General features: G+C 67.1%; 24 protein-coding genes and 2 riboswitches. Of the genes, 15 read left to right on the forward strand and 9 right to left on the reverse strand.

From position 1 onward, the window contains the following. Nucleotides 1–244 precede the first annotated feature (244 nt). The 3 genes from AC1DEM_RS19295 to dcd all read left to right on the forward strand — a co-directional run bounded on the left by AC1DEM_RS19295 (nt 245) and on the right by dcd (nt 2,812). Nucleotides 245–598, forward strand: a complete 354-nt coding sequence (locus AC1DEM_RS19295; RefSeq protein ID WP_476885898.1) for a hypothetical protein — start codon at nt 245–247, stop codon at nt 596–598. Between the two features lie 54 nt (nt 599–652). Then, nucleotides 653–2,104, forward strand: coding sequence for a tyrosine-protein kinase domain-containing protein (locus tag AC1DEM_RS19300; RefSeq protein ID WP_476885899.1), 1,452 nt, complete (start codon nt 653–655; stop codon nt 2,102–2,104). A 132-nt stretch (nt 2,105–2,236) separates the two neighbouring features. Further along, nucleotides 2,237–2,812: a dCTP deaminase gene (dcd, locus tag AC1DEM_RS19305; protein ID WP_476885900.1), complete on the forward strand. Its 576-nt coding sequence runs from the start codon at nt 2,237–2,239 to the stop codon at nt 2,810–2,812. A 66-nt stretch (nt 2,813–2,878) separates the two neighbouring features. Here the strand turns inward: dcd and AC1DEM_RS19310 are convergent, their stop codons facing one another. The 3 genes from AC1DEM_RS19310 to AC1DEM_RS19320 are packed head-to-tail and all read right to left on the reverse strand — an operon-like array spanning nt 2,879 to nt 6,002. Further along, nucleotides 2,879–4,075: a cation:proton antiporter gene (locus AC1DEM_RS19310; RefSeq protein ID WP_476885901.1), complete on the reverse strand. Its 1,197-nt coding sequence runs from the start codon at nt 4,073–4,075 to the stop codon at nt 2,879–2,881. A 5-nt stretch (nt 4,076–4,080) separates the two neighbouring features. After that, the gene (locus AC1DEM_RS19315) at nt 4,081–4,563 is read right to left on the reverse strand and encodes a cation:proton antiporter regulatory subunit (RefSeq protein ID WP_476885902.1); all 483 of its coding nucleotides are present in this window, start codon (nt 4,561–4,563) and stop codon (nt 4,081–4,083) included. A gap of 38 nt (nt 4,564–4,601) precedes the next feature. Continuing rightward, a complete protein-coding gene (locus AC1DEM_RS19320; protein ID WP_476885903.1) occupies nt 4,602–6,002 on the reverse strand; it encodes an MFS transporter in 1,401 nt (466 codons plus the stop codon). 275 nt (nt 6,003–6,277) lie between these two features. Here AC1DEM_RS19320 and AC1DEM_RS19325 point away from each other — a divergent pair, with 275 nt between their 5' ends. The 6 genes from AC1DEM_RS19325 to mnhG are packed head-to-tail and all read left to right on the forward strand — an operon-like array spanning nt 6,278 to nt 12,709. Then, nucleotides 6,278–9,298 carry a Na+/H+ antiporter subunit A gene (locus AC1DEM_RS19325; protein WP_476885904.1) on the forward strand — a complete coding sequence of 1,007 codons (3,021 nt, stop codon included), beginning with the start codon at nt 6,278–6,280 and terminating at the stop codon, nt 9,296–9,298. Continuing rightward, entirely contained in the window at nt 9,295–9,855 is a 561-nt protein-coding gene (locus tag AC1DEM_RS19330) for a Na(+)/H(+) antiporter subunit C (RefSeq protein ID WP_476885905.1), read from the forward strand. Before AC1DEM_RS19325 ends, AC1DEM_RS19330 begins: the two co-directional genes overlap by 4 nt. Then, on the forward strand, nt 9,852–11,483 hold the full coding sequence (locus AC1DEM_RS19335) for a Na+/H+ antiporter subunit D (RefSeq protein ID WP_476885906.1): 1,632 nt from the start codon (nt 9,852–9,854) through the stop codon (nt 11,481–11,483). Before AC1DEM_RS19330 ends, AC1DEM_RS19335 begins: the two co-directional genes overlap by 4 nt. Beyond that, nucleotides 11,480–12,025 carry a Na+/H+ antiporter subunit E gene (locus tag AC1DEM_RS19340; RefSeq protein ID WP_476885907.1) on the forward strand — a complete coding sequence of 182 codons (546 nt, stop codon included), beginning with the start codon at nt 11,480–11,482 and terminating at the stop codon, nt 12,023–12,025. The genes AC1DEM_RS19335 and AC1DEM_RS19340 overlap by 4 nt, the downstream gene beginning before the upstream one ends. Continuing rightward, nucleotides 12,022–12,300, forward strand: a complete 279-nt coding sequence (locus AC1DEM_RS19345) for an MrpF/PhaF family protein (protein WP_377985878.1) — start codon at nt 12,022–12,024, stop codon at nt 12,298–12,300. The genes AC1DEM_RS19340 and AC1DEM_RS19345 overlap by 4 nt, the downstream gene beginning before the upstream one ends. Continuing rightward, complete coding sequence (gene mnhG / locus AC1DEM_RS19350) at nt 12,290–12,709, forward strand: monovalent cation/H(+) antiporter subunit G (RefSeq protein WP_476885908.1); 420 nt, start codon at nt 12,290–12,292, stop codon at nt 12,707–12,709. Before AC1DEM_RS19345 ends, mnhG begins: the two co-directional genes overlap by 11 nt. 70 nt (nt 12,710–12,779) lie before the next feature. Here the strand turns inward: mnhG and AC1DEM_RS19355 are convergent, their stop codons facing one another. Together AC1DEM_RS19355 and AC1DEM_RS19360 are read right to left on the reverse strand one after the other, a co-directional pair. Then, entirely contained in the window at nt 12,780–13,043 is a 264-nt protein-coding gene (locus tag AC1DEM_RS19355) for a DUF4235 domain-containing protein (RefSeq protein WP_476885909.1), read from the reverse strand. A gap of 39 nt (nt 13,044–13,082) precedes the next feature. Then, a complete protein-coding gene (locus AC1DEM_RS19360; RefSeq protein ID WP_476885910.1) occupies nt 13,083–13,628 on the reverse strand; it encodes a heme-degrading domain-containing protein in 546 nt (181 codons plus the stop codon). A 186-nt stretch (nt 13,629–13,814) separates the two neighbouring features. Then, a riboswitch (TPP riboswitch) is annotated at nt 13,815–13,958 on the forward strand. Nucleotides 13,959–14,024: 66 nt separating this feature from the next. Here AC1DEM_RS19360 and AC1DEM_RS19365 point away from each other — a divergent pair. The 5 genes from AC1DEM_RS19365 to AC1DEM_RS19385 all read left to right on the forward strand — a co-directional run bounded on the left by AC1DEM_RS19365 (nt 14,025) and on the right by AC1DEM_RS19385 (nt 20,193). Next, nucleotides 14,025–14,672, forward strand: coding sequence for an ECF transporter S component (locus AC1DEM_RS19365; RefSeq protein WP_476885911.1), 648 nt, complete (start codon nt 14,025–14,027; stop codon nt 14,670–14,672). A gap of 31 nt (nt 14,673–14,703) precedes the next feature. Continuing rightward, nucleotides 14,704–16,374, forward strand: coding sequence for an ABC transporter ATP-binding protein (locus AC1DEM_RS19370; protein WP_476885912.1), 1,671 nt, complete (start codon nt 14,704–14,706; stop codon nt 16,372–16,374). Next, on the forward strand, nt 16,371–17,174 hold the full coding sequence (locus tag AC1DEM_RS19375; protein WP_476885913.1) for an energy-coupling factor transporter transmembrane component T family protein: 804 nt from the start codon (nt 16,371–16,373) through the stop codon (nt 17,172–17,174). The genes AC1DEM_RS19370 and AC1DEM_RS19375 overlap by 4 nt, the downstream gene beginning before the upstream one ends. Nucleotides 17,175–17,348: 174 nt before the next feature. Further along, a complete protein-coding gene (locus AC1DEM_RS19380; RefSeq protein WP_476885914.1) occupies nt 17,349–18,872 on the forward strand; it encodes a UDP-N-acetylglucosamine 1-carboxyvinyltransferase in 1,524 nt (507 codons plus the stop codon). 121 nt (nt 18,873–18,993) lie between these two features. Next, nucleotides 18,994–20,193, forward strand: a complete 1,200-nt coding sequence (locus AC1DEM_RS19385; RefSeq protein WP_476885915.1) for a glutamate--cysteine ligase 2 — start codon at nt 18,994–18,996, stop codon at nt 20,191–20,193. A 46-nt stretch (nt 20,194–20,239) separates the two neighbouring features. Here AC1DEM_RS19385 and AC1DEM_RS19390 read toward each other — a convergent pair whose 3' ends face one another. Genes AC1DEM_RS19390 through AC1DEM_RS19400 form a run of 3 tightly spaced genes read right to left on the reverse strand, consistent with a single transcriptional unit; the run spans nt 20,240 to nt 22,103 of the window. After that, nucleotides 20,240–21,448, reverse strand: a complete 1,209-nt coding sequence (locus tag AC1DEM_RS19390; RefSeq protein WP_476885916.1) for an O-succinylhomoserine sulfhydrylase — start codon at nt 21,446–21,448, stop codon at nt 20,240–20,242. Beyond that, a complete protein-coding gene (locus AC1DEM_RS19395; RefSeq protein ID WP_476885917.1) occupies nt 21,448–21,858 on the reverse strand; it encodes a rhodanese-like domain-containing protein in 411 nt (136 codons plus the stop codon). Before AC1DEM_RS19395 ends, AC1DEM_RS19390 begins: the two co-directional genes overlap by 1 nt. Further along, nucleotides 21,855–22,103, reverse strand: coding sequence for a DUF1737 domain-containing protein (locus AC1DEM_RS19400; RefSeq protein WP_277527213.1), 249 nt, complete (start codon nt 22,101–22,103; stop codon nt 21,855–21,857). Before AC1DEM_RS19400 ends, AC1DEM_RS19395 begins: the two co-directional genes overlap by 4 nt. A gap of 120 nt (nt 22,104–22,223) precedes the next feature. Beyond that, a riboswitch (SAM riboswitch) is annotated at nt 22,224–22,339 on the reverse strand. A gap of 360 nt (nt 22,340–22,699) precedes the next feature. Between AC1DEM_RS19400 and AC1DEM_RS19405 the strand changes: the two genes are divergently transcribed. After that, the gene (locus AC1DEM_RS19405) at nt 22,700–23,656 is read left to right on the forward strand and encodes an ATP-grasp domain-containing protein (RefSeq protein ID WP_476885918.1); all 957 of its coding nucleotides are present in this window, start codon (nt 22,700–22,702) and stop codon (nt 23,654–23,656) included. A 45-nt stretch (nt 23,657–23,701) separates the two neighbouring features. Here AC1DEM_RS19405 and AC1DEM_RS19410 read toward each other — a convergent pair whose 3' ends face one another. Beyond that, nucleotides 23,702–23,938, reverse strand: a complete 237-nt coding sequence (locus AC1DEM_RS19410; protein ID WP_476885919.1) for a hypothetical protein — start codon at nt 23,936–23,938, stop codon at nt 23,702–23,704. Nucleotides 23,939–24,597 lie beyond the last annotated feature (659 nt).

The following is a 24,597-nucleotide window of genomic DNA, read 5'->3' on the forward strand; positions in this document are numbered from 1 at the left end:
GTCTGCCTCAGCTCCTGGGTCTCCGGCTGCTCCTGCGGGGACTTCCTCGCCGGCTCCTGCCGCAAAAGCAGCAGGAACAGCGGCCGCCGCTGATCCTTCCAAGCCTTCCAGCACTGCGCAGACGGCACCTAAACCCACCTTTGCGCCCCCTGAGCAGAAGTACCTCTCTTCACGGGTCCCCCAGGGCACAGACCCGAATGCTGTCCTTCAAGTCGGACAGGAACGCTGTGCCCAACTTGAGACGGTGAAAGCGACGGACAAGTTGGCCGTGGTGTCCCAGTTGATCGAGAAGCTGGATACCGACGTGGCCGACACGATTGCTAATCTCTGTCCCGGACTCCAGCCCGAACTCGATGCCGCTCGCCGCGGTTTCACCGACGGTGACTTCACTATCGGTACCGCAGCGCCCAAGGCAGGTAGCGGTTCAATCTCCGCGGGTACGTACAAGGCTTGGAATCCGTCGCCGAACTGCACGTTGGTGGTCTACAATGCGGCGGGAGGCACCATCGGAGAATCGAACGGTGCGTCCGCGGTCACCATCCCCGCTGGCGCTGCCCGCGTTGCGTCCAATGGGTGCTACACCTGGTTGGCAGCATGAAACCGCGCAGACTCGTCTTGACTCCAGCGACCGTCGCCCGTGGAAGGACACGCAATGGACGTCCGTGAACAATTGCTCATTTTGCGCCGCAGTTGGCGTCTGATTACTGTACTGGCGCTGCTGGGAACGATACTCGCGGGCGTGGCCTCCCTACTTACGCCCACGTCCTACACGGCTACGACCAGCCTTTTCGTCTCGACGCAGAACTCGGAAACATCCGCGGAACTGCAGCAGGGCAGCGTTTTCGCCTTGGCGCGCGTCCAGTCCTATGTCGACGTCACGTCGAAACCAACCGTTCTCCAGCCGGTCATCGACAAGCTCAATCTCGGCATGACCCCGGCAGCCCTGGCGGCCAAGATCAAGGTATCCACTGCGCGCAACACTGTAATCATCGACATCGAGGCCAGAGACAGGTCCGCGCAGCGGAGCGCCGACATCGCCAACGCAGTAGCGGCCAGCCTTATCACGACTGTCGCTGACCTCGAGCGGCCGACGAACGGGACGCCGACCCCGGTCCGGCTCAGCCCCGTGGATCATGCCACCACGCCGACCGAGCCGTCGAATCCCAACGTGAAGCTGGACCTTGGTTTAGGCCTTCTCTATGGACTTGCCGCCGGAATCGCAGTGGCGGTGCTGCGGCATGTCCTAGATCGCAACATCAGGACTGAATCGGATCTGCGCAAGACGACCAATCTCCCGCTCTTGGCAGGAATCACTGAACAGGCTGCCGGGCGTCTGCCAGGCGCGGCTCCGTCAGTCCTGGACGGAACGGGCGCGGAGGCGTTCCGGAAGCTCCGCACCAACCTGCAGTTCGCAGGGGTCAACCGGCCGATGCGCTCGATCGTTGTGACGTCGGCGTCCGCGGGCGAGGGAAAGAGCACCGTTGCGCTCAACCTTGCCGTAACTGTGGCCAAGGGAGGTCAAAAGGTCATCCTCGTGGACGCGGACCTTCGCCTCCCGTCAGTGGCCGCAGCGACAGGCATCGAAGGGGGAATCGGCCTCACCACTGTCCTCGTCGGATCAACCAGCCTCGACGACAGCATTCAATACTGGTCCGACGACGGCTTGGCACTTCTGGCCTCGGGACCTTTGCCGCCCAATCCCAGTGAACTGCTGGGTTCAGTAGCCATGAGCCGACTTGTGGAGGAACTGCAGAAAAAATTCGACCTGATCATCATCGACTCTCCGCCGATCCTTCCTGTCACCGACGCCAGTGTGCTGACCAGGAGCACTGACAGTGTGCTCCTGGTAGTGGGAACGAAAAAGGTCAGCCAACACAGTTTGGCCAAGGCCGTTGACCAGCTCAACTTCGTCGACGCACACATCTTGGGCGTCGTTCAAAACCGGATTCCCCGCCGGGGCCCTGACGCCAACACCGCATACATTGCCGGCTACGGCGCCACACATCCCGAAAGCATTCCGTCTGTCCAAAATCACGACGACGACGGACCCTTCCGTCCCGCCCACGTTCGTCGGAGCAAGGTTGTGAGTTTGGAAAGTACATGATCCGGGCACGTTTTCAGATTCTGCCCGTCGTAGGGGCACACAGCCGGAGCGGAGGGCCGCCAGGGAAGTCACACTGGCAGGCTGCGCCCGTTCATGCAGCCCGGCAGGGTGCCGTGCGGTATTTTTGAACCTGTGCTGATCTCTGACCGCGACATTCGAACCGAAATTGACTCCGAGCGTATTGTCCTGGAACCGTTCGACCCCGCTATGGTCCAGCCGTCCTCCGTGGACGTCAGGATCGACAGGTTCTTCCGGCTGTTCGACAACCACAAATACGCCCACATTGACCCGGCCGAGGAGCAGCCCGAGCTGACCCGCCTGGTGGAAGTGGAGTCCGGCGAGCCGTTTATCCTGCACCCGGGGGAGTTCGTCCTCGGCTCCACCTACGAGACCGTGACGCTGCCGGATGACATCGCGGCCCGCCTCGAGGGAAAATCCTCACTTGGCCGGCTCGGCTTGCTGACGCACTCGACGGCAGGCTTTATCGATCCCGGATTCTCCGGCCACGTCACGCTGGAACTGTCCAACATGGCCACGCTGCCCATCAAGCTGTGGCCCGGCATGAAGATCGGCCAACTGTGCTTCTTCAGGCTGTCCTCCGCCGCGGAGCACCCCTACGGTTCGGGGGAATACGGCAACCGCTACCAGGGCCAGCGCGGCCCCACGGCCAGCCGCAGCCACCTGAATTTCCACCTCACCGACATCTAGGCCAGACACCTAGCGCCGTGGCTCGAGCCCAGGCATCCAGCGCCGCGGCTCGTACCGGCGGCAGGCTTACGCCGGGCCGGAGGTCCGGAAAGCGGGTCCCCGGACGGGACGGCGCAGAGCCCGGACGAGCGGCTCCACGAAGCGGGCAGCCAGCGGTCCCACGATCGCCATGATCAGGACATAGGCGGTGGCGAGGGCTGCCAGATCCGTGGGCACCACGCCGGAGGCAACGGCCAGCCCGGCGATGACAATGGAGAACTCGCCTCGCGCGATCAGGGCGGCGCCCGCACGGTACCGGCCGGGAACGCCAATTCCGGCCCGTTTGGCCGCCCAGAACCCTGTGATCATCTTGGTGGCTGCCGTCACCACGGCCAGCAGCAGGGCCCAGCCGAGGACCGGCGGGATGGACCGGGGGTCGGTGTTGAGGCCAAAAACGACGAAGAAGATCGCCGCGAAAAGGTCACGGAGCGGTTCCAGGACGCGGGTGGCGCTGTGGGCCGTGGCGCCGGATATGGCGATGCCGAGCATGAACGCTCCGACGGCCGCGGAAACCTGCATGGCGGCGGCGAGCCCCGCCACGAGAAGCGCCGCGCCCAGCAGGTTGAGCAGGAAGACCTCGGAGTTCTCGCTGTGCACGGCCTTGGACACGTGGTGGCCGTGCCGCAGGGCCACCACCAGGACCAGGGTGACGACGGCCAGGGAGATGCCCACGGTCTGCAGGCCCATCAGCAAGGTGACGCCGGCAAGCGTGGCGGTCAGGATCGGCAGGTATATGGCCATGGCCAGGTCCTCGAAGACCAGGATGGAAAGGACCACCGGGGTTTCCCGGTTGCCGATCCGGCCGAGGTCGGTAATAACCTTGGCCGCGATCCCGGAGGATGAAATGTAGGTGACGCCGCCCATCACCATAGCCCCCACGACGCCCCATCCCAGCATCACCGCGAGCATCGCGCCGGGCAAAAAATTGAGCAGCAAGTCCAGGATGCCGGCTTGCCAGGATCTCCGCAGCCCGGTCACGAGCTCCGCTGCCGTATATTCCAGTCCAAGCATAAGCAGAAGCAGGATCACGCCGATCTCGGCGGAAAGATGGGCGAACTCGTGCATGCCGTCGAGTTTGACGAGGCCGCCGGCCCCGAAGAACAGGCCGCCCACCAGATAAAGCGGTATGGGCGACATGCCGATCCGCCCGGCCAGTCTGGCCAGCAGGCCGAGACAGAAGACGACGGCCCCCAGTTCGATCAGGGTCAGGGCGAGCGGATCCATGCCGCTTATCCGTTGCGCAGGATGCTGGCCGCTGTGTCCAAGCCTTCTTGTGTTCCCACCGCAACGAGGAGGTCACCAGGGTGAAGGACGACGTCGGGCCCCGGCGAGGGCAAGACCTCACCTTCGCGCATGATGGCCACAATCGAGACCCCGCTGCGGGTCCGGATGCACGCCTTGCCCATCGGCTGGTTCTGGAAGGGGGACTCGGCGCTGATCGAAAACTGGCGCGTGACGATCCCGGGGATTTCCCGGTGCTCTTCGGAGAGTTTCATGGCAAGGCGCTGGCCGCCCAGAAGATTGCCCAGGGTGGCGGCCTCGTCCGCGGTCAGCGGCACGGAGGCCTGGCAGGTATCGGGATCGTCCCAGGTGGAGACGATGAGTTCCGTGTGGCCCTCCCGGTATTCCACCACGCCGATCCGGCGTCCGGAGGCAGTCATGAAGTCCTTGCGCCGGCCGAGGCCGGGGAGGTCCGTCTCATCCACGTTCATATCATCAGCCTAGTGCGCGAACCGGATTTCAGCCGCCCTCAGGCCTCCGGGACCACCGCGATTTCGGTCTGGTCGGGGGCTTTGACCGGCAGGAGCACGAGCAGGCCTGCCAGCAGCACCACCATGATGCCGAGGATGCCCCAACGCTGGGCCTCGCCTGTTGCCACGAAGGGAGTGGCGACGGCGATGCACAGCGTGAACAGGGCGGGGGCGAGGAAGCTCACGGCCCGGCCGGTGGTGGCATAGAGGCCGAAGAGCTCGCCGGATTCGCCGTTGGGGGCGAGCCGGGCGAGGTAGGCGCGGGACGACGACTGGGCCGGTCCCACGAAGAGGCACAGCAGCAGGCCGAAAATCCAGAATGTGGTGGTCCCGGCCCAGGCCATGCCAAAGAACTCGTAGCTGCCGTTGCCGAGGACCAGGATTGCGGTGCCCGCCACCAGCAGGCCCGCGAGGGACGCGATTATCACGGTCTTGGGCCCGATTTTGTCATCCAGGAAGCCGCCGAGCATCGCGCCGACGGCGGCCACGACATTTCCGAAAATCGCGAAGAAGATGACGTCCTTGAGTTCGAAGCCAAAGGTGCCGGCCGCGATCACCCCGCCAAAGGTGAAAACCGCGGCCAGCCCGTCCCGGAAGATGGCGCTCGCGAGGAGGAAGTAGATGGTGTGCGGGCTGGTCCGGTAGATCGCCTTGATGCGCCGGACGAGCAGGCCGTAGGAGGCGAGGAAGCCAATGCCCGCACCCCGCTCGGAGCGTGGCAACTCCGGCACCGCGAACAGCACGGGCAACGCAAAGATGAAGAACCATAGGGCCGAGAACACTGCCACCAGCCGGATGTTCAGGCTGTCCGCGGTGGAGGCGCCAAACCACCCGAAGCTGGGCTGGACAAAGAGCTGGAGCACAATCAGCAGCGCCACAATGCCGCCGAGATACCCCATTGCCCAGCCGAATCCACTGACCTTGCCGATGTTCCGCGGGGTGGAGATCTGGGCGAGCATGGCGTTGTAGTTGACCCCGGCAAATTCGAAGAAGACGTTGCCCAGTGCTATCAGCGTGACGCCGAGGATCAGGAAATCCGGCCGCGGGAAGACAAAGAAGCACAGCCCGGTCAGGAGCGCGACGGCGCCCGTGTTGACCCCCAGCCACAGCTTGCGCCGGCCGCCGGTATCCGAGCGTTGCCCGGTGACCGGGGCCAGAAGTGCGACGGCCACGCCGGCGACGGCCAGCGCGGCGCCCAGGACCGCCGAGGCCTGGTCCTCTCCGCCGAAGGCCTTGGAGGTCAGATAGACGGTGAAAACAAACGTTGTCATGACGGCGTTGAAGGCTGCCGAACCCCAGTCCCACGCGGCCCACGCGAGGATCCGGCCCCTGTGCGTGACGGGACTTCCCGATTCCAGTTCCGAGGGGCGCATGGCCTCTGGGGCGGCGGCAGTGTTCATAGCCTGAATGGTAACCGTCCATGGTGCCTTTGGAGGGGCAGGATGCGGGGTCTCCGCCGGCTTTTGCCGGGCAGTTTTTAGCACCCGCGTCGCTTTGACTTCGAATGTACTGGCCCGGTTGTCCTGGGCACCTTGTTCCGGGCCGGTCTTCAAGGGCCGGTGTCCCTGCCAAAAGAATTTGTACACGCTTGGTAAACTGTCCGCACCGAACCTAACAAATGAACCGCCTGCTCCAACTTGATGACAATCGACTTTCTGACGTTGCGGAGATACCAGTGATCACAGTCCTTGCCGTGCACTTTGCGGTGGCTGCTGTGGCCCCGCTCCTGTTCCGGAAGTTTGGCAGGAATTCGTTCTTCGCCCTGGCGGCGGTCCCCGCGGCCTCCTTTGTCTGGCTGCTGCTGCAACACGACGCCGTCTATACAGACGGGGCGATCACCGAGGTGGTGCCCTGGATTCCCGGGTTGCAGCTCGACCTCGCATTCCGGATGGACGCCCTGGCCTGGGTCATGTCCCTGCTGGTGCTGGGGGTGGGTGCGCTGGTGCTGGTCTACTGCGCCCGCTACTTCGAGAACAAGGACGACTACCTCGGCGGTTTCGGGGCGCAGCTCCTGGCCTTCGCCGGTGCAATGTTCGGCCTCGTTACCGCTGATGATCTCCTGCTGATGTTCATCTTCTGGGAACTGACCACGGTGCTGTCCTACCTGCTGATCGGCTACGCCCGCACCAGGCTGTCAGCGCGGCGTTCGGCGCTGCAGGCGCTGGTGGTGACCACCGCCGGCGGGCTGGCCATGCTTGTGGGGCTCATCATCCTCGGTGCGACGGCCGGAACCTACCGGATCCAGGCCATCTTGGAGGAGGCTCCCGCCCTGGTCTCCGGCCCCGCGGGCGGGGCAGTGAACGCCGCCGTCGTCCTTATCCTGATCGGTGCGATCACCAAGTCCGCCCTGGTGCCGTTCCACTTCTGGCTCCCCGGCGCGATGGCTGCCCCCACCCCCGTGAGCGCCTACCTGCACGCCGCGGCCATGGTGAAGGCCGGGATCTACCTGGTTGCCCGGCTTGCCCCCGGATTCGCGGAATCACCGCCGTGGCTGCCGATCGTGCTCGGCCTTGGCCTGGCCACCATGCTGGTGGGCGGCTACCGGGCCCTGCGGCAGACCGACATCAAACTCATCCTCGCCTACGGCACCGTGAGCCAGCTGGGCTTCATGACCATGGTGGTGGGCCTGGGTACCCCCGGGGCGGCACTCGCCGGACTGGCCTTCCTCCTGGCGCACGGGCTGTTCAAGGCCACGCTCTTCCTGGTGGTGGGCATCATCGACCACCAGGCCGGGACCCGGGACATCCGCGAACTCTCCGGCGTCTACGGCTCGGCCCGGGCACTGGCGATCGTAGCGGCGGTCGGCGCGGCCTCGATGGCCGGCGTACCGCCGCTGGCCGGCTACGTCGCCAAGGAATCGGTGTTCGAGGCCTTCATCGAGTACACCTCGGCGTCCGGAACCGGGCCGTGGCTGCTGGGCGGCGTGGTCCTGGGCTCCATCCTGACCTTCGCCTACAGCGCCCGCTTCATGTGGGGCGCCTTCGCCGTCAAGCCCGGCGTGGCGCCCACGGACTTCAAGCCGGTCAAACCCGCCTTCCTTGCCGCACCGGCCATCCTGAGCCTCCTCACGGTCCTCTACGGACTGTGGCCGGCCCCCGTTGACGGCTGGATCCAGCCGTATGCGGAGCTCTTTGTGGAGGGCCCCGAGTCCTCGCCCGGGCACCTGGCGCTGTGGCACGGCCTCACCCCGGCCCTGGGGCTGACCGCGGTGACGTTCGTCCTGGGCCTGGCCATGTTCTACGGCCGCACCGCCGTGGCCCGGCTGCAGGCACTGGTGCCGGGCTGGATCGACAGCGACCGCGCCTACCAGAACACGATCGGCGCCCTGGACGACACCGCCGTCTGGATCACCGGCCGCACCCAGCGTGGCTCGCTGTTCTTCTACCTCTCCGTCATCCTGACCGTGGCCTTCGTCCTGCCGCTGACGGCACTGCTGCTGGCCAACAAGCCGCTGCCGGACGGTCTCTATTTCATCGATCCCGGAGCGCCGCTGCAACTGGTGGCCGGCGCCGGGATCGTGATCGGGGCGCTGGCCGCGGTGCGCGCCAACAAGCGGTTCCTGGCCGTCCTGATGGTGTCCGTCACCGGCTACGGGATCGCCATGATGTTCGCGCTGCAGGGGGCTCCGGACCTTGCCCTGACCCAGATGCTGGTCGAAACCATCATCCTGGTGGCGTTCGTGCTGGCCATGCGGAGCCTTCCGCCGGGGCTGCGTGACCGCACCGGCGGCAAATACCGGGTCATCCGCGTGGTGATTGGCCTGGCGTTCGGCGTCACCATGATCTTCGTGGCCATCTACGCCCTTGGCGCCCGGGTGGCAACGCCGGTCTCCCTGCAGTTCCCGCAGCTGGCCTATGAGGGCGGCGGCGGCCTCAACGTCGTCAACGTGACCCTGGTGGACATCCGGGCCTGGGACACCTTCGGCGAGATCTCCGTCCTGGCCCTGGCCGCCACCGGCGTGGCCAGCCTCATCTTCGTCCGGGGCCGCGGCGACCGCATCCGGACGTCCGCGACTGTCGCGGAAGGGACCGTGGGCCGGCGGACCGGGGCCGGGGGCAGCACCCGGGACGACGCCGCCCTGGCGATGTCCCGGCGGTTCGCTGCCGCCACGACCGACGCCTGGCTGGTGGCCGGCCGGACCCTGGCGCCCGAGCGCCGCTCGATCATCTTCGAGGTGGTCACCCGCCTGATCTTCCACTCGATCATCGTGTTCTCCCTCTATCTGCTCCTCGCCGGCCACAACCTGCCCGGCGGGGGCTTCGCCGGCGGCCTCACCGCCGGCCTCGCCCTGACCATCCGCTACCTGGCCGGCGGCCGCTTCGAACTCCGCGAAGCCACGCCCGTCGGCGCCGGCACCCTGCTGGGGATCGGCCTGGCCACGGCGGCGGCCGCCGGAATGACGCCGCTGCTGCTGGGCGGCCAGGTGTTCCAGAGCGCCATCGTGGAGCTGTGGCTGCCGGTCTTCGGCGACATCAAGTTCGTCACCTCCACCATCTTCGACATCGGTGTGTACGTCGTGGTGGTCGGACTGGCCCTGGACGTGCTGCGCAGCCTCGGTGCGGAAATCGACGAGCACTTCGAAGAGCCCTCCGAAGACGAGGACGGCCTCTCCGAAGACGAGGACAGCGGCGGAATCCCCGCCGAAGCCACCGTCGAGGCCGACGACGCCGAAACCACTTCCAAGGGGAGAACATGAGCGTCAACCTGACCCTGCTGACGGTGATGGGCGCCCTCTACGCCTGTGGCATCTACCTGATCCTTGAGCGCAGCCTTACCCGGGTGCTGCTCGGCCTCATGCTGCTGGCCAACGCCACCAACCTGCTAATCCTCGCCACCGGCGGCTACGCCGGGCTGGCGCCGATCTTCGACAAGGACACCCCGGCGGGGGACTACAACGACCCCCTGCCGCAGGCCCTGATCCTGACCTCGATCGTGATCTCCTTCGCCGTGACGGCATTCATGCTGGGCATCATCTACCGCACCTGGGTCCTGGCCCGCCAGGACGAAATCCAGGACGACGCCGAGGACCGCCGCGTCGCGGAAACGCCCAGCTTCGATGCCGAGGACGACTCCGTCATCCCGGTGGAGACGTCAGAATTCCCGCTGGCAATGGCCGGCCCCGACGGCGCAGGAACCACAGATACCGCCGCGGTCATGTCCGGTGGCCGCCCCATCCGGGCCGACAAAGCCGCCTCTGAAGAACAGCCCGGCTCCCTGAACGTTGACCCCAGACCGGAAGGAGGCGAAGAGTGAACATCACCAGCTTTGCCCCGCTCGCCGTCGTACTGCCCATCATGGGCGCCGCCCTGACCTTCCTGCTCATCCACCACCCGCGGGTCCAGCGCGCGGTCAGCATCACCGTCCTGGCCCTGACCCTGCTGCTGGAATGCTGGCTGCTGGCCTCCGTCTGGGAAGGCGGGACGGCCGCGGTGCACATCGGCGGCTGGATGCCGCCCTGGGGCGTCGTGCTCGTGGTGGACCAGTTCTCCTCGCTCATGCTCGTTGTGTCCTCGACCGTGAGCCTTGCGGTGCTGATCTACGCAACGGGACAGGGTATGGCCGACGGCGACCGGGACGCGCCGGTCTCGATCTTCCACCCGACCTACCTGATCCTCGTGGCCGGGGTGTCCAACGCCTTCCTCTCCGGAGACCTCTTCAACCTCTACGTCGGCTTTGAGATCCTGCTGACGGCCAGCTACGTGCTCATCACCCTCGGCGGGACGGGCCCGCGCATCCGGGCCGGCGTGACCTACGTGGTGGTCTCGGTGGTGTCCTCGGTGCTGTTCCTGATCGCGATCGCCATGATCTACGGCGCCACCGGAACCATCAACATGGCGGACCTCGCCATCAAGCTCGGGGACCTCGACCAGGGCACCCGGACGCTGCTGCACGTGATGCTGCTGGTGGCCTTCGGCATCAAGGCCGCCGTCTTCCCGCTGTCCTTCTGGCTCCCGGACTCCTATCCCACCGCGCCGGCCCCGGTCACCGCGGTGTTTGCCGGGCTGCTGACCAAGGTGGGCGTCTACGCCATGGTCCGCACGGAGACGCTGCTGTTCCCGGGGGATGCGCTCAACGCCCCGCTCATGGTCGCGGCGCTGCTGACCATGGTGGTGGGAATCCTCGGCGCCCTGGCCCAAAGCGACATCAAGAGACTCCTGTCCTTCACCCTGGTGAGCCACATCGGCTACATGGTCTTCGGCCTGGCCATGTCCACGGTGGCCGGCCTGGGCGCCGCGGTCTTCTACGTGGCCCACCACATCACCATCCAGACCAGCCTGTTCCTGGTGACCGGCCTGATTGAACGCCGCGGCGGCAGCTCATCCATGGACCGTGTGGCCGGGCTGGCCAAGCTCTCCCCAGTTCTGGGGGTCCTGTTCTTCGTTCCCGCCATGAACCTGGCCGGAATCCCGCCGTTCTCGGGTTTCCTGGGCAAGCTGGGGCTGCTTCAGGCAGGCGTCGAATTGGGCACACCACTGGCCTACGCCTTGGTGATCGGCGGCGTGCTGACCAGCCTGATGACCCTGCTGGCGATCGCGAGGGTCTGGAACCGGGCGTTCTGGCGCAAGCCGGAGGACGCTGAGCACCCCGATCCGGTGCTTCTGGCGGCACCGGCGGACTCCGCCACCGGGGACCGGGCCGGGAAGACGAACGTGACCCTGCTGCCCCGCACCATGGTGGGCTCTACCCTGGGCCTGGTGGTCTTTGGCGTGGCCCTGACGGTTTTCGCCGGGCCGCTGTTCAGGGTGGCCGACCAGTCCGCCGAGGAAATGCTGGACAGGTCCCCGTACATCCAGGCTGTGCTGGGCGAGGACGCGCCGGTGCCGCCCGTGCCTGCGGCGGTTCAGCCCGGGCAGGCCCAGCGGCAGGGCGGCGGCAAATGAACCGGAAAAGGATCTCGCTGCGCCAGGAACTGCCGCTGCTGGTGTGGCTTGTTTTTGTCTGGGGAGCGCTGTGGCAGAACTTCAGCCCGGGCAATCTCCTTTTCGGGGCCCTCATCGCCGTGCTCGTGGCGCGTATCTTCTATTTGCCCCCGGTGGAGCTCGGCGGCCGCTTCAACGTCCTCCGAGCCGTGCCCTTCGCCCTCATTTTCCTCGGAAAGGTGGTCGCGGCCAGCCTCCAGGTCCTGTACCTCGCCGTGGTCCGCGGCCCCAACGTGGTCAGCGCCATCGTCGCCGTGCCGCTCCGGAGCCACTCCGACCTGTTGGTCACGGCCACCGGGCATGTGCTTTCGCTGATTCCGGGATCCCTCGTGGTGGAGGTGGACAGGTCAACGTCCACGCTCTACATCCACGGCATCAACGTCCGCAATGCCCAGGACGCGGCCAAGCTGCGCAAAGAGGTCCGGAACACCGAGGCCGGGCTGATCAGGATCATGGGGACCAAAGACGAACTGTCCGCCCTGACACAGGAGATCGCCGCATGATGCAGACCGTCCTGACGGTGACCGCCGTCGTACTTTCCCTGGCCGCCGCGGGGGCGATCATCCGGATCGGACGGGGCCCCTCGCTGCTGGACCGGGTGCTCGCCGCCGACGTGCTGCTGGCCATTTTCGGGGCGGCCCTGTGCATCGACATGGCCGTCAACCGGCACCTCAACAACCTGATGCTGCTCGTTGCGATTTCCCTCATCGGCTTCGTCGGCTCGGTCACCGTGGCCCGCTTCGTGGCCGAGAGGAGGGAGGGCATCCGTGAATCCTGAAACAGTGATCGATGCCCTCTCCGCCGTGTTCATGGTGGTCGGCGCGCTCATGTCCCTCGGCGCCGCGATCGGGCTGTTGCGGTTCCCGGACCTCATGAGCAGGATGCACGCCGCCACCAAGCCGCAGGTCCTGGGCTTGTTCCTGCTGCTGGCGGCCCTTGGCCTGCAGATGCGCACCTGGTGGGTGTGGCCCGTCCTGATGGTTGCCTGGCTCTTCCAACTGCTCACCGTTCCCGTGTCCGCCCACATGGTGGGCCGGGCCGGCTACCGGACCAAGCACCTGCATCCGGAGCTGCTGAGCTCCGACGAGCTTGAGGCCGTAGTCCAGAAAGCTGCCCAGAAAGCCGCCCAGAAAGCCGCGCAGCAGGCAGCCAACCACGCAGTGGACGACGACGACGCTGGCCGCTGAGCCCGTGCGGGGCGCGGCGGCCAGCGTCGTCGGCCATGCCGCGGCCGGTGCCGCGGCTAGCCGAGTCAGGTCAGACGACGTCCTGGGTCTTGGCGAAGCGGGTGATCGCGCGCTGGGTGCCGCGGTTGGCGAGCACCTGGATGATGGCGCTGACCGATGCGGAGATCAGGGCGAAGGTCAGGGCCGAGCGCAGCGTGGTGGGGACGTCGTCCTCGTGGCCCGTGGGCGGCTTGTTGCCCGTGGACTTTTCCCAGATGGTGTCCACCAGCTTGGTGCCGGCAAAGCCGGCCAAGAGGCTGATGCCGGTGCCGAGCAGCTTGATGACGATGTTCATTCTTCGGTCTCCTTGGGACGGGAACGGCTTTCCCCTAGCCTAGCGTTCCGGTGTCAGGACCATCCGCAGGGCCTCGACCACGAGGTCGTGGTCCGCCTTCTGAGGCAGGCCGGAGACCGTGACGACGGCGACGGCGCCCGTGCCGCGCACGTAGATCGGGAACGCTCCGCCGTGGGCGGCGAACTCCGTCTGATCCCACCAGGCGTTGTCCTCGATCCTTCCGCCGGCAGCCCGGGCCCGGAGGCCCACCAGCAGCGACGGGACCTCGTACCGCAGTGCGGTGCGCTTCTTGGCGTTGATCCAGCGCTCGTTGTCCGGCGTGGCGCCGTCCAGTGCGGCATGGAAGAGCACCTGCTCGCCTTTGGTGATGTCGACGGCGATGGGCAGCGAGCGTTGCCTGCCCAGCTCGACCAGGAGGAGGCCGAGGTCCAGGGCATCGTCCTTGCTGAACGCGGCGAACTGGAGCGCATCCATCTCGGCCAGCACGCGGCCGATGAGCGCCGCCAGTGACCCCGGCGGCTGCGGCTCGCTCGAGTCAGGGTCGTATTCCCCGGAGGGATCGTGTGTGGCTGGTGTCTGCGGCAAAATAATCCAGCTTCCCGTAGGTGACGCGGCCGCCCGCTGGCGGGTCCGGGTGTCCGACACGTCGACTCTATCAAGCAGCTTTTCCCGGCCGCGGTGGCCGGCCCTTTCCGGCCCCCGATTGTGACGGCACACCACTGAAAACCCGGCCGTCCGGGTGTAAACTGAGCCAGCCCACAAGGGCGAAATAATTTACGACAGGGGAGCGCCGCCGCCGGGCATCGCCGGAAATATCCGGGGAAACCGTTGGTGGGCGCTGAGAGTGCGGACAGCCGCAGACCCTCGAACCTGATCCGGTTAGTACCGGCGCAAGGGAGTCGAGTTCTCAGGGTGCGCGGAGGGCGGCGGAAGCCGAGGCCGGCCGGAGCACCCTCCCCTCCTGTTCCTCAGGAGGACGACATGACAGATATTTCAGCACAGCATGGTTCCGCCAGCCGTTCATCCGCCCGGCGCGACTACAGCTGGCGGGTGGTGGACATCGTGGTGGCCGCGTTGATCGCCGTTGCCGGCGGCGTCATTTTCTGGGCCTGGTCCCAGGGCGCGAACCTGATTTCCGCCCCGGTCAACGCGCTCTACCCGCCGCTGAGCGGACTGTACGCCGGCGGCTGGATGATCCCGGCGGTGCTGGGCATGCTCATCATCCGCAAACCGGGTGCCGCACTCTTTTGTGAAACCGTCGCGGCCACGGGCGAGCTCATCATGGGTTCGCAGTACGGCACCACCGTACTGATCTCCGGAATCCTGCAGGGCCTCGGCGCGGAACTGGTCTTCGCGGCCTTCCTCTACAAGAAGTTCAACCTGCCGGTCTCCCTGCTCGCCGGAGCCGGCGCGGGCCTCTTCTGCGGCCTGAACGATTCCTTCCTGCCGTGGGGCTGGAACATCGCCTACGCAGCCGGGGACAAGCTCGCCTACATCGTTTTCACCACAATCTCGGGCGCAATTATTGCCGGCGGGCTGGCCTGGCTCGCCACCCGCGGCCTGGCCAAGACCGGAGTGCTGGGCTCCTTTGCCTCCCGCAAGGCTGCCACGGAACCCGTGTTCTCCTGATCCCTCCCATCCTAAATTCTGCAGGGAACCCATGAGATCTTCACCAGGCGTCCGGCCGGCCGCCGTCACAGCCCGCGGCTGGGGCTGGCGGCATGCCGGACGGCCCCGGCCCGCGGTCAGCGGCCTTGACCTGGACATCCGGCCGGGGGAGCGCGTGCTTCTGCTGGGGCCCTCTGGCGCCGGCAAATCGACCCTGCTCCACGCCCTGGCTGGCGTGCTGGGCGACGGCGCGGCCGGCGTCTCGGGGTTAGCGGGCGACTCTGGCGACGCCGACGAGACCGGAAGCCTGCTGATCGACGGTGCCCCGCCACGGGCGCAGCGCGGCCGCGCCGGGCTTGTGCAGCAGGACCCGGAAACCCAGGTGGTGCTTTCCCGCGTCGGCGACGACGTCGCCTTCGGGGCGGAGAACCTCGCGGTCCCGGCGGCAGAGATCTGGCCGCGCGTGCGCGAGGCGCTCGACGACGTCGGGCTGGGCGGGCTGCCGCTGGACCACCCAACCGCGGCCCTCTCCGGCGGACAAAAGCAGCGGCTGGCGCTCGCCGGGATCCTCGCGATGCGGCCGGGGCTGCTGCTGCTCGACGAGCCGACCGCCAACCTCGACCCGGCCGGCGTCCTGGAGGTCCGGGATGCCGTGGGCCGCTGCCTGGACAAGACCGGCGCCACCCTGGTGGTCGTGGAGCACCGGGTGGGGATCTGGAAAGACCTGGTGGACAGGATTGTGGTGCTGCAGCCCGGGTCCGCCCCGGACTCCGCGGTATTGAACTCCGCCGTACTCATTGACGGGCCGCCGGACCAGGTCCTGGCCGAGGCGCGGGACATGCTCATTGGTGCGGGCGTCTGGGTGCCGGGCTACGTCCCGGCGACCCGGACGCGGCTGCCGGCGCGTAACGCCGGGCAGCTCCTGCTCGCGGCCGACGGGCTCGCGGTGTCCCGCGAGCGGCCGCGGCGCGCCGGGCTGCGCGACGGCTTCCGCACGATCGCGCCGCGTCCGGTCCAGACCGGGGTTTCGGTCCAGGTCCGCGCCGGCGAGGCCTTGACCATCACCGGACCGAACGGCGCAGGGAAGTCCGCCCTCGCGCTGACGCTGGCCGGTCTCCTGCGACCCGTTGCCGGGACGGTCTCGGCCGCTCCGGAGCTCGCTGGGGGCGCGGGTGGCCACTCCGGCGGTCACTCTGCTGGCCACTCCATTGGTCGATTCAGCAGCGGCGCCGGAACCGATCCATACCGGTGGAAGCCCCAGCAGCTGATCGCCAGAATAGGCACCGTGTTCCAGGAACCCGAGCACCAGTTCGTCACGGGCAGGGTCCTGGACGAGCTCATGTTCGGCCCCCGCCACCTCGGCTACGGCGAAGACCGCGTGGATGAGCTGCTGGAGCGGCTGCGGCTGACAGATCTCGTGGACGCCAACCCCTACACGCTCTCCGGCGGCGAGAAGCGCCGCCTTTCGGTAGCCACGGTGCTGGCGGCGCACCCGCAGGTGCTGGTTCTGGACGAACCCACCTTCGGCCAGGATGCCAACACCTGGGCCGAACTCGCGTCGTTCCTGTCCGAGCTCCTCGACGCCGGCACCGCCGTCGTCTCTGTGACGCACGACGCCGAATTCAGCGCCGTCCTCGGCGGCACCGAACTCCGCCTCCGGCCGCGAGAAACCGCCGCCGTTCCGGGCCCGGAACTTGAGCTGCCGGAAGGGGCCACGCCATGAGGGACGCACTGAGCCTGCGCGGCAACCATGCGCTGCTGACCCGTGCCAACCCGCTCGCCAAGTTCACGGCGGTCACCCTGATCACCATGGTCCTGGCGCTGTCCATTGACTGGGTCTCGGCATCGGTGGCGCTGGCCTTCGAACTGCTGCTCCTGCCGCTGGCCGGCCTGACCTTGGCGCTGCTGTGGCAGCGGGGCTGGCCGCTGATCCTCGCGGCGGCGCTGGGTGGCTGGAGCACCGCCATCCTGGCGCCCGACGCCGGTTCCGTGCTGGTCGACGCCGGGATCTGGTCCATCAGTGCCGGCTCCCTGCAGTTGGGGATCGGCTTCATGCTCCGCGGGCTTGCCATCGCGCTGCCTGCGGTGCTGCTGATGAGCTGCACCGACCCCACAGACCTGGCCGACGCCCTGGCCCAGAACGCAAAACTGCCGCACCGGTTCGTCCTGGGCACCTTGGCCGCCATGCGGCTGGTCGGGATCATGACCGAGCAATGGCAGACGATCGGCATGGCCCGGCGGGCCCGCGGGGTGGGCTCGAGCGGTAACCCCTATCAGCGGTTCCGCGCCACTCTGGGCCAGAGCTTCGGCCTGCTGGTGCAGGCGATCCGGAGCGCCTCGCGGCTCGCGGTGACCATGGAGGCCCGCGGCTTCGGCGGCGCCGCGCGGACCTGGGCCAGGCCGTCTACTTTCAGTGGGCTTGACGCCTGGGTGCTGCTGGGCGGGCTCGGCATCGCGGCAGCAGCCGCCGCCGCGGCCCTTGTGGCGGGCAGCTGGAACCTTGTCTTCCTCACGCACCAGTAGGCGTCGCCGCAACCGCCGGCGCCACTGGCGAAGCCATTGACGGCACTACTGATTCAAGCGCCACCGTGCACCGCAGTGCGCGGGTTATCGCATGATGCGGGTATCCCTGTGAGATTAACGGCAATCCGGCCGGAATGCCGGGGGTTAATAAATCATCCGTGATATTTTCGGGACATGACTCAACCGACTGCTGAACATGTAGGCCTCCTGCTCCGCGAAGCCCGCGGGGCGAAAGGCTGGACTCAGGGACAACTCGCCGCCGAGCTCGGCACCAGCCAGAGCGCCATCGCCCGGATGGAACAGGGAAAGCAGAACCTGAGCCTGAAGATGATCCAGCGACTGGAGGCGATCGTCGGGCACAGCATCGTCAAGGTGGGCCGGCCCCAGATGACCCACCTCCGGGTCGAGGGCGGCCGCACGCTGGCCGGTGCGGTGGACGTCAACAGCAGCAAGAATGCCGGCGTCGCGCTGTTGTGCGCCAGCCTCATCAACCGCGGCACCACCACCCTGCGCCGGCTGGCCCGGATCGAGGAAGTCAACCGGATCGTGGAGGTGCTGACCAGCATCGGCGTCGAATGCACGTGGCTCAACGCAAACGACCTCCAGATCCGCCGCCCCGCGGTCCTGGACCTGGCATCCATGGATGTGGAGGCGGCCCGCCGGACCCGCAGCGTCATCATGCTCCTGGGGCCGCTGCTGGACGAGACCGACACCTACCGGCTGCCATACGCCGGCGGCTGCGACCTTGGCACGCGCACCGTGCAGCCGCACATGCAGGCACTGCGGCAGTTCGGCCTGAGCGTGGAGGCGAAGTCCGGGTTCTACGCGGTGCAGGCACCGCCGTCGGACGCCCATGACCGCTCCTTCGTGCTGAGCGAACGCGGCGACACGGTGACCGAGAACGCCATCATGGCCGCAGCCCACCGCCGCGGCACCACCATCATCCGCAACGCCAGCCCCAACTACATGGTGCAGGATCTCTGCTTCTACCTGCAGATGCTCGGGGTGGAAATCGCGGGGGTTGGCACCACCACGCTGGAGATCACCGGCTGCCCGTCGATCGACGCCGACGTCGAATACTTCCCGTCCGAGGACCCGATCGAGGCGATGAGTCTCATCACCGCCGGCATCGTGACGAACTCGGAAGTCACCATCCGCCGGGTCCCGATCGAGTTCATGGAAATCGAACTCGCCACGCTCGAGCAGATGGGCCAGCGGCTCGAGGTCTCCGGGGAATACTTTGCCCGCAACGGCCGCACCCGCCTGGTGGACGTCACCACCAAGCCCTCGGAACTGCGGGCGCCGGAGGACAAAATCCACCCCATGCCTTTCCCCGGCCTGAACATCGACAACCTGCCCTTCTTCGCGGTGATCGCGGCCAACGCCCACGGCCAGACCATGATCCATGACTGGGTCTACGAGAACCGGGCCATCTACCTGACGGAACTGAACAAACTGGGCGCCCAGGTCCAGCTGCTCGATCCCCACCGGATTTATGTCAACGGCCCCACCAAGTGGCGTGCCGCCGAGGTGGGCTGCCCGCCGGCCCTCCGCCCCGCAGCCTGCCTGCTGCTGGCCATGCTGGCCGCCCGCGGGGTCTCGGAGCTGCGCAACATTTATGTCATTGAGCGCGGCTATGAGGATCTGGCCGAACGGCTCAACACCATCGGCGCGAAGATTGAGTATTTCCAAGACTGATTCCAGACCGGCCCAAGCGACGCGGGGTCACTCCACGCCCATCCGAAGGCGTGGGATGGGCGTGGAGTGACCCCGCGTCGGTGTAGGGGCGTTTCTGCCGATCCTGACGCACAATAGATTCATGCGCACGTTCGGCGTGGAGGAAGAACTGCTGATAGTGGACCCCGAATCGGGGATGTTGCTTGCCCTCGCCGACCTGATGTTGCCCAACCTGGTGCCGCCGAAGGAACCGGACACCGCCAGGATTCACGCGACAGAGAAACCGGTCCACGAGGGCGCAGACTTCAGCTACGAGCTCAAGCTCGAGCAGATCGAGACCCAGACGCATCCGTGCCTTGAGTACACGGAGCTGCTCCGGCAGCTCAGGCGGGGCCGGACCCTGGCGGACCAGGCCGCGCGGGCTCACGGCGGCCGCGTCGCAGCCCTGGCCACGTCGCCCCAAGGCTCCGCGACGCACCTGACGCCGAATCCACGCTACATGACCATGCAGCAACGCTTCGGGCTCACCGTCCGGAACCAACTGACCTGCGGCCTCCACGTCCACACCTATGTGGAGTCCCCGGAGGAGGGCGTGGCCGTGATGGACCGGATCCGCGACAAGCTTGCGGTGCTGATTGCAATCAGCGCGAATTCCCCGTTCTGGAACGGGGCCGAGACCGGATTCGAAAGCTACCGCACCCAGGCGTGGAACCGCTGGCCGGGGTCCGGTCCCACAATGATCTTCGGCAGCCTGCCCGTCTACCGCCGGGTGGTGACCCGGCTGGTGCAAAGCGGCGTCCTGATGGATGAGGGGATGGTCTATTTCGACGCGCGGCTGTGCCGGCAGCATCCCACCGTGGAGATCCGGGTCGCCGATGTGTGCCTGCGGGCCGAGGACGCTGCCCTGATTGCCGTCCTGGTGCGCGCCCTCGTGGAATCGGCGGTGCGGGAGTGGAACGACGGCGTCGACCCCGCACCGGTGCCCACACTGCTGCTGCGGATGGCCGCCTGGCAGGCCAGCAACTGCGGACTGCGCGGGGAGCTCCTGGACTTTGGAACCTTCACCCCTGCCCCGGCCGCGGACGTGGTCAGGGCACTGGTGGATTTCGTGGCCCCGGTGCTCGAGGAGCAGGGCGAGCTGGATCTGGTGCGCGCGGGCGTCGAGCGGATCCTGGCGGAGGGCACCGGTTCGCAGCTGCAGCGCGGGCCGTTCCGGGCGGGCGGACTGCCCGCCGTCGTCGAACGGGCCGTCGAACTGACCACCCAGGGGGCCGCGCCGGGTACCGCCACCAAGGTACGGGCCGACGAGGGATCGCCCCTGGGCAGGGTTCGCCGGGGCTGACGGGGAGCCGGCAGCGCCAGATCTGCTTGAAGACTGGCCCTGAGCGCTAGACCTGTTTGAGCGCCTGGCCGAGGTCGCGGATCAAGTCCTCGACGTCCTCCAGGCCCACCGAAAGTCGGACCACGCCGTCGCTGAGCCCGATCGCCGCACGGCCTTCCGGGCCCATCGCGCGGTGCGTGGTGGTGGCCGGGTGCGTGATGAGCGTCTTGGCGTCGCCAAGGTTGTTGGAGATATCGATGATCCGCAGCGCGTCCAGCAGCGCGAAGGCGGCCTGCTTCGCAGTGCGTCCCGGCGAAGGCGAAAGCTCCAACGTGAGAACGGTCCCGCCGGCCTTCATCTGCTTCACCGCGAGGGGGTACTGCGGGTGGGACGGCAGCAGCGGGTACTTGACCCAACTGACCGCCGGCTGTCCCTCAAGCCATTCCGCCAGCCGCAGGGCAGAGGCCGAGGAATGGTTGACGCGCAGGGCCATGGTCTCCAGGCCCTTGGTGAGCACCCAGGCATTGAAGGCCGAGAGCGCCGGACCGGTGTGCCGCATGAGCTGCCTGACGGGCCCGTCAATGAATTCCTTGGTGCCCAGGATGGCGCCGCCCAGGACCCTGCCCTGGCCGTCGATGTGCTTGGTGCCGGAGTACACCACCACGTCCGCGCCGAGGTCTCCGCAACGCTGCAGCAGCGGGGTGGCGAAGACGTTGTCGACCACCACCGTGGCGCCGGCGGCATGCGCCAGTTCGCTCACGGCGGCGATGTCCACGATTTCCTGCATGGGGTTCGACGGCGACTCGAAGAACACCGCCGTGGTCGGCTCGGACAGCGCAACCTGCCACTGCTCCAGGTCCGGTCCGTCCACGAAGACCGTCTCCACACCCCAGCGCGGCAGGATCTCGTTGAGGATCACGAAACAGGAGCCGAACAGTGAGCGGGCTGCGACCACGCGGTCGCCGGCAGCCAACAGCGCGCCCAGGGCAGTGAAGACGGCTGACATGCCGGACGCCGTCGCAAAACATGCCTCGGTTCCCTCGAGCAGCCGGAGCCGCTCCTGGAACGTCGCGACGGAAGGGTTGCCGTAGCGGGAGTAGACGAAGCGCTCGTCCTCCCCAGTGAAGGCGCGCTCGGCGGCGGCCGCGGACTCGTAGACGAATCCTGAGTTGAGGAAGATTGGCTCGGTGGTTTCCTGGAAGCCGGTGCGGTCCAGGCCGCCGCGGACAGCCTGGGTGTCGGCGGCCCAGCCGGAGGCGTCGGGATTGAAAGTCACTAGATTTTTCCGAGGTTGGTGGGCAGGCCGCGGTTCTTCCAGCCGTTGACGGTGCGTTGGCCAAAGCGGTCGGTCTCGCCTTCGAAGCCCTCAAGAACGTTGTACGAGGTGTAGCCGGCGGCCGTCGCGGCCGTCGCGGCGGCGATCGACCGGGCACCGGAGCGGCACAGGAACACCAGTTCGACGGCGGTGTCCTCCGGTGCTTGCCGCTTTAGCTGTTCCACGAAGTGCGGATTCGGCGTGCCGCCGGCAAGGTTCCACTGGATGAAGAGCGGATCATTTTCTGCGGACTTGGTGTCCGGGATGCCGATGTGGGCCCATTCGCCCTCGGTCCGGACATCCACCAGAATGGCTCCCGCCTCAAGCTTGGCCCACGCCTCAGTAGGGCTGAGGTCTCCTGCGTAGCTCATGCGTGCCCCTCGAATGCCCCAACAGCGTCAAACTCGTCGGCGTCGAGCTCATCAACCGCATTGGCCACGGCGGCGTCCGCGCTCGCAATGGCAGCCGGCAGCACCAGCGCCTGCGCCACGATCACGGTGCTGCCGTTGAAGCTGGCGGCGGGGCTTCCATGCAGGACGTAGCCCTCGGCCAATGCGGCCGACACGCGCTCACAAAAGGCGCGGTCATCCGCACCGGTGAACAGGCGGTAGGCCAGCCTTTCCTCGCCGGCGGGGGCCGCGCTGGTTGCTGCACGGGTGGCTGTGTCTGGGGCGGCTGATGAACTGAGTATTTCGGGTACAGCGGGTGTTGACGTGTCGGGCACGACGGATCTCCTCTTTCACGCTTGCAGCTCGAATGGTCGATATGCCGAGTATTCACCTGAGGCACCCCGCCGCGAAAAGGGAGGGTTGCCGACCGGCCAGTCAGGGCTTGGCGCCGGTTCTCATTACTCCCCAAAAACGTAACACCAACGACGCCGGCCCGCACGGCCGCCGTCGTCATGTTCCGTAACCGGGCCACGCGCAACAGCCTGTGCCGGCCGGCGGACCGTATGCGTGCCTCAGGCAAGTAGTAGCGGGCTCCAACTTCGGGTATTGCCCACTCGTGTGTGCGCGGACGATTCGCCGTCTACTAGGGGAATGGTCCTGCGTGTCGGCGCGAGTTGCGGCAGATCCGGGCAGTCCGTCAATCAGCAGTGCGTAAATCAGCAGTCCGTAAATCGAGTCGTCCGTCAACAAGCCTATGAATCGGTGGCCGGAACCGTCGGAGCCGCAGCAGCGGCCCCGCCGGTGACGGCGGAATGGAGCAATTGTGGGCCCGCGCATACTGGTTACCGGGATAGCAAGCGCCGCCGGCCGTACGGTCGCGGCCCAACTCGAAGCCCGCGGCCTTCCGTATCTGGGCTCCGATGCCCGCGCCGACACTCGCCAGGCGGAGGCTGCTCCCTCCGCAGCCGCGGCCAGGCTCTTGCCCGCGACGGACCCGGACATGATCCTGGACCTGCGCCGGCTGGTGGATCGCGAAGCCATCAACGTCATCATTCCGACCCTCACCGTGGAACTTCCGGTCCTGGCCGCAGCCCGTGCCGGATTCGCCCAGGACGTGCGGATCATCGTGGGCGACCCTGCCGCGGTGGCGCTCGCCAACGACAACCTGTTTACCACCTGGGCGTTGCAGGCAGCCGGCATTCCGGTGCCCCGGTTCGGCGTTCCGGGCGACCTCGCTGCCGCGCCGGCATCCCTAGCCGGCCTCAGCGGTCCCGTGGTGGTCAAGCCGCGGGTCTTCGAAGGCTCCCGTGGGGTCCACGTGCTGGCCGGAACGGCCTCCGTCACCTGGAAGAACATGCCCGCGGGGCAGCTTGTCCAGGAGTTCATCCCGGGCGCCGACTATGTCTGTCTGGTGTTCGGCACCCCGGCACGCAACGCGATGGCGCCAGTGGCGGTGGTCCTGGAGAAGACCAGGACTCCGTATGGACGCGCCGGCAGCGACGAGGTAAGTCGCAGGGTGCCCGCCAGCGAGGCCGGGGACGTACGGAAGCTGGGCCTGGCCGCCGTCCGCACGCTCGGGCTGACCGGGCCAGTCCAGGTCCAGATCCGCCGCCGCGCGGACGGAACCCCTGTGGTGCTGGGAGTCTGCGCGACCCTCGGGGAGAACAGTACGTGGGCCCCGGAAATGCTCGACGCCGTACTGGCAACCTTCATGCTCCCGGCGTTCAACCCCGCCTCGTTCCGGCGGTGCCCGGCAATTCCCGCGGACGCCCTGGGGTGAGGACCAGCACGCCTGGCCCCGGCCCCGCCCCCGACCATGGTCCGGTCAGTGCGTGATGAGATGAGACCCATGTCCAGGCCGGCGCGGGCTGCCGGCCTGGCTCCTGAACAAGCCGATCAGCCCAACGGTCAGTGCCGTCGCCAGGAAGAGGATCAGCCGCACGGTACCTGCCAGGAGCATGAGCAGCACTAATCCGAAAATAAGGGGCAAACACAATATGAAAACGGTGACGAGGGTAACAACATAGCCGAATGCGATGCCAACAAGGGTTGCCTGATCCATTGGACTGCCGTTCATAACGCTAGGGCGATTCCCTGACTTCTGCCGAAACCTGCGGCAGCCGTGCGGCATGTGGCCCAGGGCCACTTCCGCGGTTCCGGACAGCTTTGGGCCAAGCAGGATCCCGCACCGCCGGCTGTTGCGGGGTCAGCTCCTCCGGGAGCCGGCCCGTCAACCATGTGCCCTAACGACAGAACGGCGAGGGCCCCCGCGCCCCGCCGTGCGGTTCGCGTCTATGCCGGGGCCCCTGCAGGACTTGCTCGATTTTCAATTCAGCTGCCCGGCGCTGCTGATCAAAAGTCCTCAACTGCCGGGTGGTCGGTGCCGGTGTCTCCGGAAAACTCTTGGCCGCCGCGCCGCGCGCTCTGTTCTGCGCGGAAGGTTCCTGGCTCACGCTCATGGATGGATCGTCCCACCTAGCCACTGTGGCGGACAGGGTCTTCAGGCCTTCCTGCAGCGCGCCCTGCGAAACCAAAAAACCAACGCGGGGTCACTTACGGCCCGTCCGGGGCAGGCAAAGTCAATCAGTGGGAGCAACGCAGGGGGTTAGGCTGCGTGCAGCAGCTGGTTCAGCCGGTTGGCTGGGGTTTCCAGGTTCAGGGTGGGCCGGGGCCGGCGGTTGAGTTTCGCGGCGACCTGCCGGAGGTCCTCGGGGGTGTGAA

The sequence above is a fragment of the Arthrobacter sp. 05T420 genome (genome assembly GCF_056396305.1).